The organism is Pedobacter riviphilus (assembly GCF_014692875.1).
Classification (GTDB): Bacteria; Bacteroidota; Bacteroidia; order Sphingobacteriales; family Sphingobacteriaceae; genus Pedobacter; species Pedobacter riviphilus.
Genome location: NZ_CP061171.1, coordinates 2,512,422 through 2,527,886, shown reverse-complemented (window position 1 = coordinate 2,527,886; position 15,465 = coordinate 2,512,422). Strand labels below are relative to the sequence as shown.

Genomic DNA, 15,465 nt, shown 5'->3' with positions numbered 1-15,465 from the left:
CTAAATGAATAACGTGTTTAAATTAATAAAAGCGCAAAGTGGTACAATTGATCCGTTAATACAAAAAACTTTGTTAAACACGAGAATAATGGGGTAAAACAAAAAAGGCGAAAGTATTACCTCCCGCCAATTTAGTTAATGAAAATCTTCTACTGCTTTTATAGCGGCTTCATCCAATCGTTTTTCTAATTCAAGCAACATCGCAGGTACTTTACTAGACTGTGTTTTAGATGCTATAGTTTTTACAACAGTCTTTAAGTTTGATGATTGAGCAGGGTATTTGAAAACATTTCTCGCTTTCGCTTCTTGAATCATATTTATTATCCTTCCAAAACCACCCAAACTTTTCATTCCGTGGACAGCTAAGAAGTCTCTAAAACCACTCGCTGTATGGAAAAAGCTATCTTCTGGAATGTTTAGTTCTATATCCTTCGGTATTAAATCAAAACTTTTACGCCAATAATCAACCAATAAAGTATAATTATTAATTATATCAAGAAGTTTTGCCCCTTTAACGTTTAGTCTCTTTGAGATTTCCATATTTCGGTTCATCCGAAATTCATAACGAAGGACGTTTTTGTTCACAAAATCAGCATCTATCAAAACTTGGCTTTTCTTTTCCTTTACTACTTTATCATATAGCAGAACAGTTCTGTTTTTGTTTCTGAAATATAATCCATTATCATCCTCTCTTCGTTTTAAAAATCCCCCTTTTATTAATAATGGATAATAACTCTCTGGTTTAAATTTCATGAAGAGATTTTCAGCTAGATCAATTCTTCTAACTATTGCCTCTTCTAAGTCTAACCCGAGTAATTCTTCTAATTCCAATATTGCTTGAACAAAATCAGTATATGATAATGTTTTTTGGTTGTTACCATAGTAGAATTTACAGATACTCCCATTTATTGTTAGGGAATTATTATTTATTCGAATGCCAAAGTTCTTTATGTTACCACTAAAAAATTCTTCTCCCGTAATCTTACTTGTTAATTTATCTGGTTTTTGATTAAACAGACTTAAAATATGATTAAACTGTTCTTTGTTATTAGCAAAATCCAATGCTAAGAACAAATTCAATGAATCAATCATTTTTTAATAATCCGTTAAAAGGTTTATATTAATATTATATCCATCGTAATCATAACATCCTTTTATCGCAGATCGATAGTTCGAATAATAACTCCTGTACCAAAATAAATTAAAATTACATAGTTCATTTTGTAATTCACCATTGATAAATTCCATAAACAAACTATCATGTGATGGGTATTGATTTTCACATATGTAAACTTCAAAAATCAGATCTTTGGTAACCTTAAACAGAATTAAATCATCCAAACCTTTTCTAAACTTGCCACTCCCTAGCCAACAAATATCATTAGTTAGTTCATTATTGAAATAATTTACAATACTCATTTGCCCTATATCGCCAGTTTGTTGTAAAATACAAATCGGCATTACACTGTGATGATATTTTGCTGAAATAATATATTGGGTAGTGTTTCCCGACAACGATGCCGATTCAACTCGTTTAACCTCAATATTATCACTTTCAAAAATTTCATTAAATGTTACATGGTTATGCACTTTTTCAATTGGAATGATTGAAAAGCTATCTCCCGACTTGGGAAATAGCTCAAATTTGTAGTAAGCATTAACCATTATATCTACCTCTATTAAATGATTTAGAAGTGGTATAATTAATTGCTTCCTGTTCGATATCGTCTACTGTTGAAATTTTATTTTTCAAAAGCCATGCATCAATTTCTTCTTTTTTAAAGATTAAGATCTTGCCTGATGGCTTGTAATGTGGAAGCTGACCGGATGCTGTTTTTTTGTACACCCACGATTTTGATAATCCTGTATATCTGCTAAGATCATCAATATTGAAAATAGATTTCTGATTAAGGAGCAAATCCTCAATATGTTCTAAAGTATTTTTCATTTTTCTTTTTTTTAAAATTTTATCATTATATCGGGTTAGCTACACCCTGTCTTCAATTGAAGCACAATGATAAAAAGAGCAAGAAAATGAAAGAGTTGGTAAGAGTTGTAAAAAGGGTTGTTTTATTCCAACCCTTTTAATTTAATCAGTAAGGTTTTTATTTTTTCAAACTCCCTGGGTTTTTTTATAGGCTTCTGAGATTGAGATTCCAAACTTCTGTAATTGAACGCCATTCCATTCTTATTTTCAAAATGAGTAATAATCGTATCTAATTTTGATGAATTCGAAATCTTTATACCATCAATACTTTGATAGGTAACCCCAAAAAATAAATTAACAATATTAGCATTCGTCCCGATAAATTTTATTTTTTTATCAGATCTTCCGACTTTAAAATGAGCACTAAATTCTTCAAAATTGTTATCGATATAGGTCATTTTTAAAGCCTCATAAATAATAATTAGTGCTTTTTCATTTGACATGCCATAATCTAATCTTATGTGGTTGGATGAAGGTTGGTAGCTAAAATCTATATCTTTAACTGGCATCAGACTTTTATAAGAATATGCAAATTCATCCACAATGCTTTCTAAAACGCTATAACCCAAGATGAAATAAGTTTGCATGCCAAGCAACAGCTCATTGTCTTCCAACTTTCTAGTGTCAATCCCGTTATACCTTTTTAAGTAATTATTTTTTGCTTCACCATCTTCTACATAAACATGCATTGCTTGTGTAAATTTCTCAATAAATTTGAACTGCCTATTAAATACACCTTCACAGAAATTTATATAAGAACTATCTTTATTAGCAAATCCTTGTATGAGCTCATCCTTAAACCATTTATGAATGGAATTATATGTGTTGTAACTACTTAATTGATCACCGATAATTTCATGGCATCTATTATTATTATCAACACTTCTTTCAAAAAAGAATTTATTGTAGTATTTCCGAGATCTCGAAAATAGGTCGTCAATCTTTTTTATATATATCTGAGAATCCATATTTAAACACCAATAGTTGGCAACAAATTTACAACCTTAACTTTTTGTGTGTTGATAATTTTACCATAAATTTCGGTAGTTTTTAAATCTTGATGCCCTAATAATTTCGAAACAGTGTAAATATCAGCACCAGATGTTAGCAATAACGTTGCGTATGTGTGTCTAGCGCAATGAAAAGTTATTTTCTTTTTGATATCTGCATCTTTCCAAATCCATTCCTGCAACAAATGATTATTCCATGCACTGTATTTTAATCCCTTAAATACACGTTCTTCATTATCTGCTCTAGCCCCTAAAAGTTTAAATGCTTCAAAAGATATAGGATTATATTGTAACCCCTTAGTTTTTTTCTGTCTAAAATTAATACTGTACTGTTGCTCTGTTTCAGAAAATATAACTTCTTCCCATATTAACTTGTTGATATCAGACCATCTTAACCCTGTTAAGCAGCTAAATAAAAACGCTTTTTTTAGTAATGGGTATTCACACTCTGTTGTTGCTAGTGTTTTTAGTTCCTCTTCTAATAGAAATTGGCGATTGGTTTCCTCTGGTTTAATCCCTTTAACTCTTTTACCTGGATTCTCCAAAATTATCCTGTCAACAAAAGCTTGCGATAAAGCTGCTTTTAACTTATTTAAATATGATATTGCTGAATTTGTAGATAAATTGGTACCACTTTTTGTAATCTTTGCTTCCCTCAAGTATTTCTTGAAACCATCAATAAACACTTCATCGCAATCGCAGAATCTAAGAACTTCACTATTGTTATATGCTATTAAATGTTTATATGCACTTGTCCAATTACCATAATTGCCTTCGTTTGTACGTTTTTCTCTTACTAATTTTTTAAAATAATCCAAAAAGTTAGCTTGGCTTTTGAATCCAGTATGGATGTTGAAATGACTTTCTTGCATTTCTAAAATCCGTTTAGCTTTTATCTGTTCTGCAATAGCCAAAGTCCGTTTATTATGTTCTTTCTCTAAAGTTGTTTTTGGCTTTTCGTAAACGAACATTTTAAGGTTTTCATACTTAGAAACCCCTTGGTAATAGATGTCTAATGATAAGCTGTAACGATCGTTTTTTAGCTTGTTTTGTTTAATTTTGATACTCATATCGTATTGATTTTTAATGAACTGTAAAGTTACTTTCACTAAAAATTATAAATAAATATGAGGGGTAAAACCTTTGTCAGCAACTATTTTATTTTATTTCAAAAGAAGTTAAAAGACAACAAAAGATAAAACCGAAAGAAATCAGTTTCTTACAATTTTCAGACTCAAAATTTATAGTCTGAAAATTCTCGGAAAATTTAGAGAATAAATACAGTTAAATGAAACTAAAAGAAGTTGAAAACCTAGTTCATCTTAATATATGATAATATATGTAAATATCTGATAATCAACTATTTACCGATACAGAACTTCGTAAATATATTCTCCAGTAAATCATCGGTAGTCACTGTTCCTGTAATTTCACCAAGATAATGCAGGGCTTGTTTAATATCCATTGCTAAAAAATCAGAAGTAACCGGATTGTCTACATTGGCCAAAACCCTTTGCAGCGCATGTTCGGTTTGTTTTAAGGCTTCTACATGGCGGATATTGGTTACCAAAGTTTCGCTGGTATTAATGTGATGCAAATTAACCTGTTCCAGTAAGGTGGTTTTTAATTCATCGATGCCCTGCTTTTCTTTAGCAGAAATAAAAACAACATCTAAAGCTTCGAAAGCTTTACGCTGTGCAGCTGTAAGGAGTTCGGCTTTATTGACCAAAATTAAGTAGGGGATAGCCAACTGCCCTAAACCCTGATCTGCTCTTCAATTTCTGTAATACTTTGGGCAGCATCGGCCATGTAAATAATTAGCTTGGCCTGTTTCATTTTCTCTAAGGTGCGTTCTACCCCTAAAGCCTCAATAATATCGGCGGTATCGCGGATTCCGGCCGTATCGATAAAACGGAAAACAATGCCACCAATGGTGAGTTCATCTTCAATGGTATCGCGAGTGGTTCCGGCAATATCCGAAACGATAGCACGTTCTTCGTTCAGGAGGGCATTTAATAGGGTAGATTTACCCACATTAGGCTTGCCTGCAATAACTATGGGAACACCATTTTTAATCACATTTCCCATTTCGAAAGAGGAGATCAGGCGTTGTAAAACGTAATTGATTTTGTTGACCAGGTTTTTGAGCTGTTCGCGGTTGGCAAATTCTACATCTTCTTCTGCAAAATCGAGCTCAAGCTCAATCATCGAAGCGAAATGAATCAGTTGTTCGCGTAAATCCTTTAATTCGTTGGCAAAGCCACCGCGCATCTGTTGCATGGCCACATCGTGCGAAGCCTTCGAATTGGAGGCAATTAAATCGGCAACAGCTTCTGCCTGACTTAGATCGAAAGCACCATTTAAAAAGGCACGTAAGGTAAATTCGCCAGGTTTGGCAGCACGTGCACCTTTACTGATTAATAGGTTAATAATCTGTTGGATAATGTAATTGGAGCCATGGCAGGAAATTTCTACTACATTTTCTTTGGTGTACGATTTAGGGGCAACAAATAAACCTGCCACCACTTCATCAACAATATGATCGCCATCTTTAACCAGGCCAAAATGTAAAGTATGCGAGGCCTGCTTTTCTAAATCTTTTCCTGCAAATACGGTATTGGTAAGAGAAATTGCCTCTGGACCAGATAACCGGATAACGCCAATGGCGCCAGAACCTGAGGGAGTAGATAAAGCAATAATGGTATCTTGATTGTTCATATGTGGTATTAAAGCTGCAAAAATAAGGCTAATCTATGGGTATATCGTGTAAGGGAAGTAATTTTTTTAAGCATTGCTTAATCGGTTAATTGACTTCAGACTCCGGACTGCCGACTCCAGACTATAAACTCGTTCCACTTTTCAATATTAAAGCTTATCTTAAAACATTTTAATCCCGATTGTGTTTAAACCTCAAATCAGAATAGGCTTTTTATGACGAACAATTTACCCCTAACCGTTAAACGGTCGATAGAATTATTAGGATTAATGGCCATTGTAGCCGTTATGGTAATCGGAAGAGATATTATCATGCCGATGTTGATGGCTTTTTTTATCAGCATTATGCTGCTACCGGTATATCGCTTTTTAAAAAGGAAAAAAATACCCGAATCGTTAGCCATCATTCTATCCATTTTATTGGTCGCGCTTTTTGTAGCGTTGATTATTTGGTTTTTTTCGAACCAGATTGGCATTTTGGTTAAAGATTTTCCACAGATAAAAGCAAATGTAACGCAGCATATCAATTCTTTAAGCGATTGGATTAGCCGTATTACCCATTATGACGATAAGCAGCAAAAAGCCTTTATACAAGCTAAGAGCGACGATCTGATGAACATGGGGACTTCGCTGGCGGGTGGTGCTGCTGTAACCTTAAGCGGTATTTTTGTCTTTATCGGTTTATTGCCCATTTATATTTACCTGATGCTTTTTTATAAAGATATTTTATTGCGCTTTATATTTATGTGGTTTAAAACCGACGATCATCCAAAAGTGAAAGAAGCAATTTATGAAACTGAATCGATCATTAAAAGCTACTTAATCGGACTATTGATCCAGATCACTTATATGACCATTTTGTTGGGGGGGATATTAATGTTAATTGGTATAAAACATGCCTTGTTAATCGGCGTAATCTTCGCCATATTAAACCTGATTCCATATGTGGGTGCCTTGATTGGTAACGTAATAGGAGTGTTGTTAACGCTTACTTCATCGCAAGAATTATGGCCGGTTATTACCGTTTTAGGTGTAATTGCATTTGTTCAATTTTTAGATAACAACATACTAATGCCGCGTATTGTGGGCTCTAAGGTAAAAATCAATGCCTTGTTCGCTATTCTAGGGGTATTTATTGGTGGCAGTATAGCTGGTGTTTCAGGCATGTTCCTCGCACTGCCTATTGTGGCCGTACTCAAAATCATCTTCGATCGTACTGAATCTTTTAAACAATGGGGAGTGCTATTGGGAGATGAACGCCCGGCCAAAAGCCCCATGACTTTTCCCAACTTTAGGAAGAAAAAACTAGTGGCTACCAAAACAGGAATAGAAAAGGGATAGCCTGTGGGTATGGAAAATGTAGTGAGTTTAACGATAATCAGCGTAATCTGAAGAAACAATTGAGGTACAGGTCCCCCCCCAGATTTTAAGAAGATAAACGCAGATGATATTGAATTTTCATTGGCATAAAAAAATTAAGCTAATGTTAACCCGTGGGATAAGATTGAACTGCGATCTTAATTTCAGGTATTTATTTTGTATGCGCATCTAGTACTACATTCCTGCCGAGGGTTTTAAACCTAACCGCATTATCTTGTTCTACAGTAATGGTAATGTGGCCTGTTTTACTCGTGTTTATATCGCTTACCCGGCCATGCTTACCTATATGTGTTCCTTTAATGACCACGCAGTAATCGCCATCTTTTAAATGTGTAGTTTCCATTTTAGTGTTTACGGGTTTGGGTTTGTTTCTGAACTGCGTAGTTTTATTTCAGTATTTAATTGACTTAATCTGATTACCGCCGGCAACCAAGCTAACATACAGCCTGGAATAACGGCAAGAAGTACAAAGTTTTGTTTTTTAGCGATAAGGTATAAAAGTGCGGCAAACAAAAAGAGTAACACAATAGAACCTCCAATTAACAGACCGCTTAATTGTTTTTTCTGTTTGTTTAGTTCGGTTAGGCTAAGTTCGGATAGTTTGTTATTATTCATCAAGATTGTTTAGTTTCTTAATTAAAAGTATGAATTTTTTAATGTTTTTAATAGGTTAGTTTAAATTTATGAAGGATGAAGATGTAAAATGCTGGTTATGCAACCTCATCTATTCACAAATTCTACTATCTTGTAAACGCATTGTTTAATAAACCAAAAACCTTTTTTTGATAAAAAAGGAAGCTATTTTCTAATGCTAATGCCAAAAAATAGATCATGATCAAAAGATTAATGCCATTATTGTTGCTATTGGTTTCTTCTGCCGGTTTTTCGCAGGAAACGATCAAAACATATCTTTCCGGAACGGATAAAGATCATACCAAACTATGGGATTTTTATTGCACCGCTGGGCGTAAAAGTGGTATATGGACCAAAATACCGGTGCCATCTAATTGGGAATTACAAGGCTTTGGAAGTTACAACTACGGGCACGATAAAGTTAAAGCGAACGAACAGGGGATTTATCGTTATGAATTTCTGACGGGTAAAATAACAGGAAAAAAAGTATTCCTTGTTTTTGAGGGGCTATGACCGATACTAAGGTAAGTATTAATGGAAAGTTGGCAGGTGATGTGCATCAAGGCGGATTTTATCGATTTAAATATGATATTACAACCCTTTTAAAACCCGAAGGGAAGAATTTACTGGAAGTAACGGTTGATAAAGTTTCTGAAAATGCTTCTATAAATAAAGCCGAAAGAACGAGCGATTTTTGGATTTTTGGCGGCATCTTCCGTCCGGTTTACCTGGAAACTGTACCAAAAAGGTTTATAGAAAGAGTTGCGGTTAATGCTAAGGCCGATGGTCGCTTCCAGCTTGATGTTTATGGACAAAATTTAGCTGCTGGCGATATTATTGAAGCCCAGGTAAAAAAAATAACTGGTGAAAATGTAGGAAAAGCATTTGCTATAAAAGCAGATGCAGTGAATGGCCCGCAAAGCCTGGAGGCTACTTTTTCAAATCCTTTATTGTGGAGTAGCGAATTCCCCAATTTATATCAAGTGGTAGTGCGCATCAAAAATAAACAGCAGATTATTCATCAGGTGAAGCAAAAATTCGGTTTCCGAACACTTGAACTACGAAATGGCGACGGTTTTTATGTTAATGGGGAGAAAATGATTTTAAAAGGTGTTAACCGCCACAGCTTTTGGCCCGAAAGCGGACGTACATTAAGCCGCGAGGTACATTTAATGGATGTAAGGTTAATGAAAGAGATGAACATGAACGCCGTTCGTATGTCGCATTATCCGCCAGATGCAGAATTTTTGGATATCTGCGACTCATTAGGTTTGTATGTGATTAATGAGTTAACTGGCTGGCAGGCAAAATACGATAATACCGTTGGGCATAGGCTTGTAAAAGAGCTTGTAATCAGGGATGTAAACCATCCTTCTATTATTTTTTGGGCCAATGGCAACGAGGGAGGTTTTAATACTGACCTCGACAATGACTATGCCTTATACGACCCGCAGAAACGTACTGTAATTCATCCTTGGGAGAAGTTTAACGGAACCGATACCAAACATTATCCAGATTATAATTATATGGTTAAGGCGGCCACCTCAGGGCAGGAAGTCTTTTTTCCGACCGAGTTTATGCATGGCCTTTACGACGGTGGTGCTGGCGCTGCGTTAGACGATTTCTGGAATCAGATGTTAATCCACCCTCACGGTGCTGGTGGTTTTATTTGGGCTTTGGTGGATGAAGACGTAATCCGGACAGATAAAAACGGCATTTATGATGGGGATGGAAACCATGCACCCGATGGAATTGTTGGTCCACATCGAGAAAAGGAAGGCAGTTTTTACGCCATAAAAGAGATATGGTCTCCTGTTTTTATTAATCTGCCAAAAATTGACAGTGATTTTAATGGCAAAATCCCAGTGGAGAACCGTTTCAGTTTTACCGATCTTGATCAATGTACTTTTAAATGGAAATTAGTGAGTTTCCCATCGGCTAATACTGAAAGCACAAAGGCTACTGTAAATGCCAAAGGGGCAGTAACTTCCAGGCTTAAGCCTGGTGCAAAAGGTACGCTCGATCTGGTTCTGCCAAAATCTTGGGCACAAAGTGATGCCTTATATTTAACTGTTTATGGGGCTGATAAAAAGGAAATATTTACCTGGAGCTGGCCAATAAAAGCTGCCCGTTTAATTGTGGAGAAGCAAGAAACTACCCTGAACAATTCAGAAGTAAAAGTCGAAGAAACTAAGCAGTCGCTCGTGGTTAAACAGTATGGTATAAGCTATTATTTTGAAAAGGCATCGGGCTACCTGGAGAAAGTTGTTAAAGGCAATACTATTGTTTCTTTATCGAAAGGTCCGGTGTTAGCTGGTGTAAATACCGAATTGAAAAATTTTAGTCATCAAGCGGAAGGAGCAAAGTATATTGTTGAATCTGATTACCAGGGTGCTGGTCATTTGCATGCACGGTGGATATTTGAAGCCGGAAAGCTAGCGAAACTTGAATACCAATTTAACCAACAGGGCGATGCTGATTTTATGGGGATTACCTTTAATTATCCGGAAGATAAAATTACCGGAATGAAATACCTGGGCCGCGGGCCGTACCGGGTTTGGAAAAACAGGTTAAAAGGGCAGCAGTTTGGGGTTTGGCATAAGGATTATAATAATTCGATTACGGGCGAAACCTGGGGTTATCCTGAGTTTAAAGGCTATCATGCTGAAGTGAACTGGGTTAGGGTAGAAAATAAAGAAGCCCCGTTTACGGTTTATATAGCCGATGAAGATACTTATCTACAGATGTACAGGCCTGCCCGTGAAGCTGCCGCACTAAGCAACAACAATGTAGAACCTGCCTTCCCTGAAGGGAATATCGGTTTCTTAAAAGGGATAAGTGCCATTGGCACCAAATTTCAGTCGGCTTTATTATTAGGACCGCAAAGCCAGAAAAACAAAACAGATGGAAAAACCTTTAAAGGGACGCTATTATTTGATTTTAACCAATAACGCATCCCTTATATTAGTAATAAGAAGTATTGAGGTTATTGTTCTGCTTTTCTGCGGCCTCGATAGGGCATAATCAGAAAGAATAAGTGCTTCGCCTTTTTTGATGCAAACATCATGTTCAAAATGCACAGATGGACTTCCATCAGCCGTTCTGATCGTCCAACCGTCTTCGTCAAGAAAAACATCTTTTTTGCCCATATTTATCATTGGTTCTATGGCCAGTACCAGATTTTCTCTTAATAGTAAACCATTGCCTTTCCTTCCATAATTCGGTACCTGTGGATCTTCGTGCATATCTTTCCCTAAGCCATGGCCTACCAGATCTCTTACTACGCCATAACCCTGCTTTTCGTTATGATTTTGGATAGCTGCACCAATATCGCCAATGCGTTTACCCACAACAGCTTCTTTAATACCCAGAAAAAGTGATTCTTTAGTCGTTTTTACCAGGTTTAATACCGCTTGCGATACTTCGCCTATAATAAAGGTATAAGCATGATCGCCGTGAAAACCGTTTTTTATGGTACCCACATCTACTGAGATAATATCACCATCTTTCAATTCATCTTTAGTTGGAAAGCCATGCACAACCACATCGTTTACCGAGGTGATGATATGAAAAGGAAAGCCATTATAGTTATAAAAGGAAGGAACAGCACCATTATCAAGTATAAATTCGTTAGCTATTTTATCAATCTCGAGGGTTGTAATACCTGGCTTTAATATTTTAGCTACTTCTGCAAGGGTATTGCTCACCAGTAAGGCACTGATCTGCATCAGCTCTACTTCTTCGTTAGTTTTATATAAAATCATTGCTGCAAATTTAGCAAAAGAAGCGAAAAGGAAAAAAGGCGAAGAACTGAATGGTGGAATGGCTGAATGATAGAGTGTTTGTAGCTAAATTAAGAGCATAACCGGTAATCGAGTGCTAAAACTTTATTTCTGATTCTACTCAGGGTTTCCAGGCGCATACCAAGGTAGCTGGCCAGGTATCGCTGCGGTATTCTGGTAATATCCAAACCGCTTTCCTGTAGTTTACGGTACCTGCTCATTGCTTTGGGTATCCTCGCCAGGATTGATCTTTCTGATGCCGCATAATAATGAAGTGCCAGCAGCTTTCTGCCAATGAAGTTAGCCTCCGGATAGTTGGTATACATCACATCGATAAAGCTATATGGAATGCAGATGAGTTGAGATTCTTCCAGGGCCTGAAGATACTCTATAGAATTACTAGGTTGCTGATCGGGATGACGTATGGCACCTATTAATTCATTTCCAAAGCTAAACCAGGTGCTGATATCTTTTTTACCATCGCGCACAAAACCACGTACAAGACCGTTTACCAAAAAATACAGCGAGGCGTTACTGTCTATTGGTGAAAGAATATGTTTATTCTTTTTAACGTGGATGAGCTTACAAGATTTTTCATATTCGGCTTTAAGGGCTTCAGATAATGGATAGAATTGCGCGATATAATCAAAAAGCGGGCGCAAAAATGATGTTGAATAAGACATAATTAAAGCTTGTTTAGATTTTTGAGAATGGATAAAAGCATTCTCATTTAGAAACACCATAATCATATGATGATCTGAAACCAAAAGTACCTGGTATTTCAGTATTTGATGAAATGCAGAGCGGTTGTGGCCTCTAACGATACGATCGTTAGACTAAAAAATGGCTATAAACGGGTTAACGGCTTAATTATTATGCAAAATAGGTGGTTGGCATTACGCCTGTTTCTTTTTTAAATGCATTATAAAATGTAGCCAGGTTTTTAAAACCAGCTTCGGAGGCGATGGCTTCGATGGTTATTTTATCTGATTTTAGGGGGTATTGTTTTAAAAAATGATCAACCCGGTAACTGTTTATCCAATCGCGGAAATTTTTGCCGATATGTTTGTTAATTACGAAAGAGCAGTGGTGTATAGGGATGTTGAGTTTTGCTGCCAGATCGATAATCTGAAAGTTGTGAAGCAGATAAAGTTGTTCCCGTTCCATTATTTCTTTCATCGCAAAGGCATAGTCAGACAGTTGTGCATCTAAAAGATTAATTTTTTTGACTGTTGCAATTGTAGGTTTTAGATCTTTTTCTGATGAGGAAAGTAAGGGGGCATCAGTTTCCGCTTGGTTGGTTTCTAATTTCTTAGTTGCAGGTTTTTTAGTCCAGTCTACAGCCACCAGCAAATAGCCATAAAAAATATAAGGCTTGTGGAGTGCATACAATAAAATGACTAATAATGCTAAACAGTTAAGTACAATAAATGAAGCGTTCACATATGGGATGTGTAAGCTTCTTAAAATAATAGGCACCAAACTAAACAACTGGAAAAAGGTGGCGATCCGAAGAAAAAAGATGATCCATTTTCTGCCTTCACCTTCGAGTATCTGTTGTGGTTTGTTTTTTAAACGGAGTACGGCAACCCAGGTAAGGCATAAATATCCAAATACAAGCACTGGCCTAAATAAATAATGAAAATACGGAGGAAACAGGCCACTTTTTGCTTTTAGCGAGAAGTAACCGTTTTCGGCTAATTGGCTTCCTATTAAATTCCAATTGAGCGTTGTAGAGAAATGCCAGGGGATAACGTGGATAATGGCTAACAAGGCAGGTACAAAATGAAGCCATTCTATTTTTTGTAAATTTTTACGATCTTGAAGAAAACCTGTTATGTAGAGGTAAAAGCAGGCCGGAGCAGCATAATAAAACGGAGTAAAAGTTTGATGAAAAAAGGCTAAAGCATAAGGCTGGCCCGATTTAAAGAGCAATGAGGTTAAAATCTGGCCAAATCGGGCAAAAAATATAACCGAAAGCAGAATGTTAAGCAGTTTATTTCCTCTTTTTGCAAAAAAAAGATGCATAGAAAATAAAAGTAAGAATAAACAACTGGTGCTAACGAGAAGATTCAGAGACTGCATATTTCCAACCAAGATAAAATATAATTGTTAATTTAAATTCCCCTGATTGTAAAATATTTTATTATAAAACGTGCCATTTGCAAAATGTTAAAAATGAGATAGCTTATCAAAAATAAGATTAGTGCCAGCAACTGGCTGTCCTTATGTTTTATTGGCCTTTTTATACTATCTGCAATAATGATTTGGCATAAACGTTTGTTTAATTTATAAAAAGCAATAGTTTTGCGGCCCGTTTATTGTAAGCGGAAAGGAATATTATTTAATTAATGGATGTTTAGCATCCTATAAAAGAAAAATTATGGACAAATTTAAAAAAGTGCAAGATCTAATCTCTTCTGTTGAAGCAGACGTAACTAAATTTTATGATGGTGGTAATGCTGCTGCAGGTACACGTGTACGTAAAGCAATGCAAGACCTAAAAGTTTTAGCCCAAGAAATTAGAGCTGAAGTAACTGATAAAAAAAATAGCGCTAAATAATTTGTTTTCGCTTTAAAAAAGGCTGTATCATAAATATAGAATTGTCATCCTGTCCAAAGGACTCCTACGGAGCGCCTGTCGAAGGATCTGCCATAACGCAGTTTAAGGCATTTCGACGGGCTTAATGTGACAAATCTTAAAAAACTTATTTTATGATACAGCTTTTTCTTTTTATGCGCTGATTTTGTTCTTTATGCTTTACGTTTACTGGTAATAAGTTTGTCGGTAAAGAAATCGCGGAAATCATTGTAGTAAAGATCGCCCACTGTAAAGCTAACATGGTTAGATAATGTTACCCTTGTTCCCTCTACATGTAAAATATGATTGATGGAAATAATATAACCTCTATGCAATTGGATAAAGCCCTTTTTAATGTTCAGTTGTTCTTTAACATCTTTCAAACTTAAATAAGCAATAATTACTTTCTCTGTGGTGTGGATTTTAATGTAGTTGTGGAAACTTTCAAAAGCTATGATATCTGCATAACGCACTAAAACTGCTTTGTGGTTTTCTGATTTGTTTTTGACCAAGAAATAAGTTTCCTGTTCTATATTTTCTATTTCTTCCTCAAAAACGCGGTTTACGGTTAAAGCAAATTTAGCATAACCGTAAGGTTTAAGTAAATATGCATCTGCTTCTGCCTCGAATGCCTCAAAGGCATATTCCTCATGTGAGGTGGTAAATATCAGTTTCCGGGTTTTGGAACGGATTGCTTTAGAAAGTTCGATGCCCGAAATCTGTGGCATTTGAATGTCCATAAATATCACATCTACCTGATCAATCTTTTTCAGTTCGTTCAAAGCCACCATCGGATCGGTGTAGCTAGCCAGGAGCTTCATATTTGGGGTGTCTGCTATGTATTTTTCAAGACCCGAAATCGAGTTTTGCTGGTCATCAATGGCTATACACTTAATCATTTGTTAATCTTCTTTGTATACATAACGAAATTACACCTTTTCATACCGAAAATAGAACGCTTTGTCCTGTTTTGCCTCAAATTTTCTTGATATTGGCTAATTTAAGGTAAAAAGAGCTTTATGATGTATACAGGAGTGATTAAATGGTACAATCCGGTAAGAGGTTTCGGATTTATCGCCCCCGATGGTGGAAAAGAAATGATTTATGCAGATAACCAGAAATTGATAGGGATTTACCGGCCTTCTTTACAGGTAGGAACCAAGGTTCGCTTTAATTTAGAACAGGGGCAGGTGGGGTGCCAGGCAACTAATATTGTAGTACTGGCTGTAGGGTTTGATTAACATTTGCACCGATCTGTAACGAAAACAGACCGATCTGTGTAAACTAGTGCTTAAAATTAAGGACAGAATACGATCTTGCGTATGTGAACAATAAAATGTAGAAACCTTAATCCAAACGGTGTTTTGTTTGGCAGCA

General features: G+C 36.0%; 16 protein-coding genes and 1 pseudogene. 5 read left to right on the top strand and 12 right to left on the bottom strand.

Annotated elements, in window-relative coordinates; all coding sequences use genetic code 11:
• Positions 1-135: 135 nt before the first annotated feature.
• The 6 genes and pseudogenes from H9N25_RS10345 to mnmE form a co-directional block, all read right to left on the bottom strand.
• Positions 136-1,092 (bottom strand): phage/plasmid replication domain-containing protein, encoded by a 957-nt coding sequence (locus tag H9N25_RS10345; RefSeq protein WP_190328823.1) that lies wholly within the window; start codon positions 1,090-1,092, stop codon positions 136-138.
• Between the two features lie 3 nt (positions 1,093-1,095).
• Positions 1,096-1,665, bottom strand: coding sequence for a hypothetical protein (locus tag H9N25_RS10340; RefSeq protein WP_190328822.1), 570 nt, complete (start codon positions 1,663-1,665; stop codon positions 1,096-1,098).
• A complete protein-coding gene (locus tag H9N25_RS10335; protein ID WP_190328821.1) occupies positions 1,658-1,948 on the bottom strand; it encodes a helix-turn-helix transcriptional regulator in 291 nt (96 codons plus the stop codon). Before H9N25_RS10335 ends, H9N25_RS10340 begins: the two co-directional genes overlap by 8 nt.
• Positions 1,949-2,070: 122 nt before the next feature.
• Complete coding sequence (locus H9N25_RS10330; RefSeq protein ID WP_190328820.1) at positions 2,071-2,955, bottom strand: hypothetical protein; 885 nt, start codon at positions 2,953-2,955, stop codon at positions 2,071-2,073.
• A 2-nt stretch (positions 2,956-2,957) separates the two neighbouring features.
• Positions 2,958-4,067 (bottom strand): site-specific integrase, encoded by a 1,110-nt coding sequence (locus tag H9N25_RS10325; protein ID WP_190328819.1) that lies wholly within the window; start codon positions 4,065-4,067, stop codon positions 2,958-2,960.
• 290 nt (positions 4,068-4,357) lie between these two features.
• Positions 4,358-5,715 (bottom strand): annotated as a pseudogene (gene mnmE / locus H9N25_RS10320) (tRNA uridine-5-carboxymethylaminomethyl(34) synthesis GTPase MnmE).
• A gap of 213 nt (positions 5,716-5,928) precedes the next feature.
• Here mnmE and H9N25_RS10315 point away from each other — a divergent pair.
• Positions 5,929-7,053 (top strand): AI-2E family transporter, encoded by a 1,125-nt coding sequence (locus H9N25_RS10315; protein ID WP_190328818.1) that lies wholly within the window; start codon positions 5,929-5,931, stop codon positions 7,051-7,053.
• A gap of 190 nt (positions 7,054-7,243) precedes the next feature.
• On the opposite strand, the gene H9N25_RS10310 is transcribed toward H9N25_RS10315, so the two are convergent.
• Together H9N25_RS10310 and H9N25_RS10305 are read right to left on the bottom strand one after the other, a co-directional pair.
• On the bottom strand, positions 7,244-7,435 hold the full coding sequence (locus H9N25_RS10310) for an RNA-binding protein (protein WP_190328817.1): 192 nt from the start codon (positions 7,433-7,435) through the stop codon (positions 7,244-7,246).
• A gap of 8 nt (positions 7,436-7,443) precedes the next feature.
• Positions 7,444-7,707, bottom strand: a complete 264-nt coding sequence (locus tag H9N25_RS10305) for a hypothetical protein (RefSeq protein ID WP_190328816.1) — start codon at positions 7,705-7,707, stop codon at positions 7,444-7,446.
• Between the two features lie 216 nt (positions 7,708-7,923).
• Between H9N25_RS10305 and H9N25_RS10300 the strand changes: the two genes are divergently transcribed.
• Together H9N25_RS10300 and H9N25_RS10295 are read left to right on the top strand one after the other, a co-directional pair.
• A complete protein-coding gene (locus tag H9N25_RS10300; protein WP_190328815.1) occupies positions 7,924-8,238 on the top strand; it encodes a hypothetical protein in 315 nt (104 codons plus the stop codon).
• On the top strand, positions 8,235-10,676 hold the full coding sequence (locus tag H9N25_RS10295; protein ID WP_190328814.1) for a glycoside hydrolase family 2 protein: 2,442 nt from the start codon (positions 8,235-8,237) through the stop codon (positions 10,674-10,676). Before H9N25_RS10300 ends, H9N25_RS10295 begins: the two co-directional genes overlap by 4 nt.
• Here H9N25_RS10295 and map read toward each other — a convergent pair.
• From map to H9N25_RS10280, 3 genes are all read right to left on the bottom strand, one after another.
• A complete protein-coding gene (gene map, locus H9N25_RS10290; protein WP_190328813.1) occupies positions 10,656-11,489 on the bottom strand; it encodes a type I methionyl aminopeptidase in 834 nt (277 codons plus the stop codon). The two genes, H9N25_RS10295 and map, sit on opposite strands and share 21 nt — an antisense overlap.
• Positions 11,490-11,578: 89 nt before the next feature.
• Positions 11,579-12,190, bottom strand: a complete 612-nt coding sequence (locus tag H9N25_RS10285) for a Crp/Fnr family transcriptional regulator (protein WP_190328812.1) — start codon at positions 12,188-12,190, stop codon at positions 11,579-11,581.
• Between the two features lie 190 nt (positions 12,191-12,380).
• Positions 12,381-13,535 carry a helix-turn-helix domain-containing protein gene (locus H9N25_RS10280; protein WP_190328811.1) on the bottom strand — a complete coding sequence of 385 codons (1,155 nt, stop codon included), beginning with the start codon at positions 13,533-13,535 and terminating at the stop codon, positions 12,381-12,383.
• Positions 13,536-13,890: 355 nt separating this feature from the next.
• On the opposite strand from H9N25_RS10280, the gene H9N25_RS10275 reads away from it, so the two are divergent.
• On the top strand, positions 13,891-14,070 hold the full coding sequence (locus H9N25_RS10275; protein ID WP_057933955.1) for a histone H1: 180 nt from the start codon (positions 13,891-13,893) through the stop codon (positions 14,068-14,070).
• 191 nt (positions 14,071-14,261) lie between these two features.
• Here H9N25_RS10275 and H9N25_RS10270 read toward each other — a convergent pair whose 3' ends face one another.
• A complete protein-coding gene (locus H9N25_RS10270) occupies positions 14,262-14,987 on the bottom strand; it encodes a LytR/AlgR family response regulator transcription factor (protein WP_190328810.1) in 726 nt (241 codons plus the stop codon).
• 120 nt (positions 14,988-15,107) lie between these two features.
• Here H9N25_RS10270 and H9N25_RS10265 point away from each other — a divergent pair, with 120 nt between their 5' ends.
• Positions 15,108-15,329, top strand: a complete 222-nt coding sequence (locus H9N25_RS10265) for a cold-shock protein (protein WP_167294614.1) — start codon at positions 15,108-15,110, stop codon at positions 15,327-15,329.
• Positions 15,330-15,465: the final 136 nt, after the last annotated feature.

Coding starts and splice junctions, on each gene's coding strand:
- H9N25_RS10345 (WP_190328823.1), bottom strand. CDS start 1,092: ATGATTGATTCATTGAATTTGTTCTTAGCATTGGATTTTGCTAATAAC.
- H9N25_RS10340 (WP_190328822.1), bottom strand. CDS start 1,665: ATGGTTAATGCTTACTACAAATTTGAGCTATTTCCCAAGTCGGGAGAT.
- H9N25_RS10335 (WP_190328821.1), bottom strand. CDS start 1,948: ATGAAAAATACTTTAGAACATATTGAGGATTTGCTCCTTAATCAGAAA.
- H9N25_RS10330 (WP_190328820.1), bottom strand. CDS start 2,955: ATGGATTCTCAGATATATATAAAAAAGATTGACGACCTATTTTCGAGA.
- H9N25_RS10325 (WP_190328819.1), bottom strand. CDS start 4,067: ATGAGTATCAAAATTAAACAAAACAAGCTAAAAAACGATCGTTACAGC.
- H9N25_RS10315 (WP_190328818.1), top strand. CDS start 5,929: ATGACGAACAATTTACCCCTAACCGTTAAACGGTCGATAGAATTATTA.
- H9N25_RS10310 (WP_190328817.1), bottom strand. CDS start 7,435: ATGGAAACTACACATTTAAAAGATGGCGATTACTGCGTGGTCATTAAA.
- H9N25_RS10305 (WP_190328816.1), bottom strand. CDS start 7,707: ATGAATAATAACAAACTATCCGAACTTAGCCTAACCGAACTAAACAAA.
- H9N25_RS10300 (WP_190328815.1), top strand. CDS start 7,924: ATGATCAAAAGATTAATGCCATTATTGTTGCTATTGGTTTCTTCTGCC.
- H9N25_RS10295 (WP_190328814.1), top strand. CDS start 8,235: ATGACCGATACTAAGGTAAGTATTAATGGAAAGTTGGCAGGTGATGTG.
- map (WP_190328813.1), bottom strand. CDS start 11,489: ATGATTTTATATAAAACTAACGAAGAAGTAGAGCTGATGCAGATCAGT.
- H9N25_RS10285 (WP_190328812.1), bottom strand. CDS start 12,190: ATGTCTTATTCAACATCATTTTTGCGCCCGCTTTTTGATTATATCGCG.
- H9N25_RS10280 (WP_190328811.1), bottom strand. CDS start 13,535: ATGCATCTTTTTTTTGCAAAAAGAGGAAATAAACTGCTTAACATTCTG.
- H9N25_RS10275 (WP_057933955.1), top strand. CDS start 13,891: ATGGACAAATTTAAAAAAGTGCAAGATCTAATCTCTTCTGTTGAAGCA.
- H9N25_RS10270 (WP_190328810.1), bottom strand. CDS start 14,987: ATGATTAAGTGTATAGCCATTGATGACCAGCAAAACTCGATTTCGGGT.
- H9N25_RS10265 (WP_167294614.1), top strand. CDS start 15,108: ATGATGTATACAGGAGTGATTAAATGGTACAATCCGGTAAGAGGTTTC.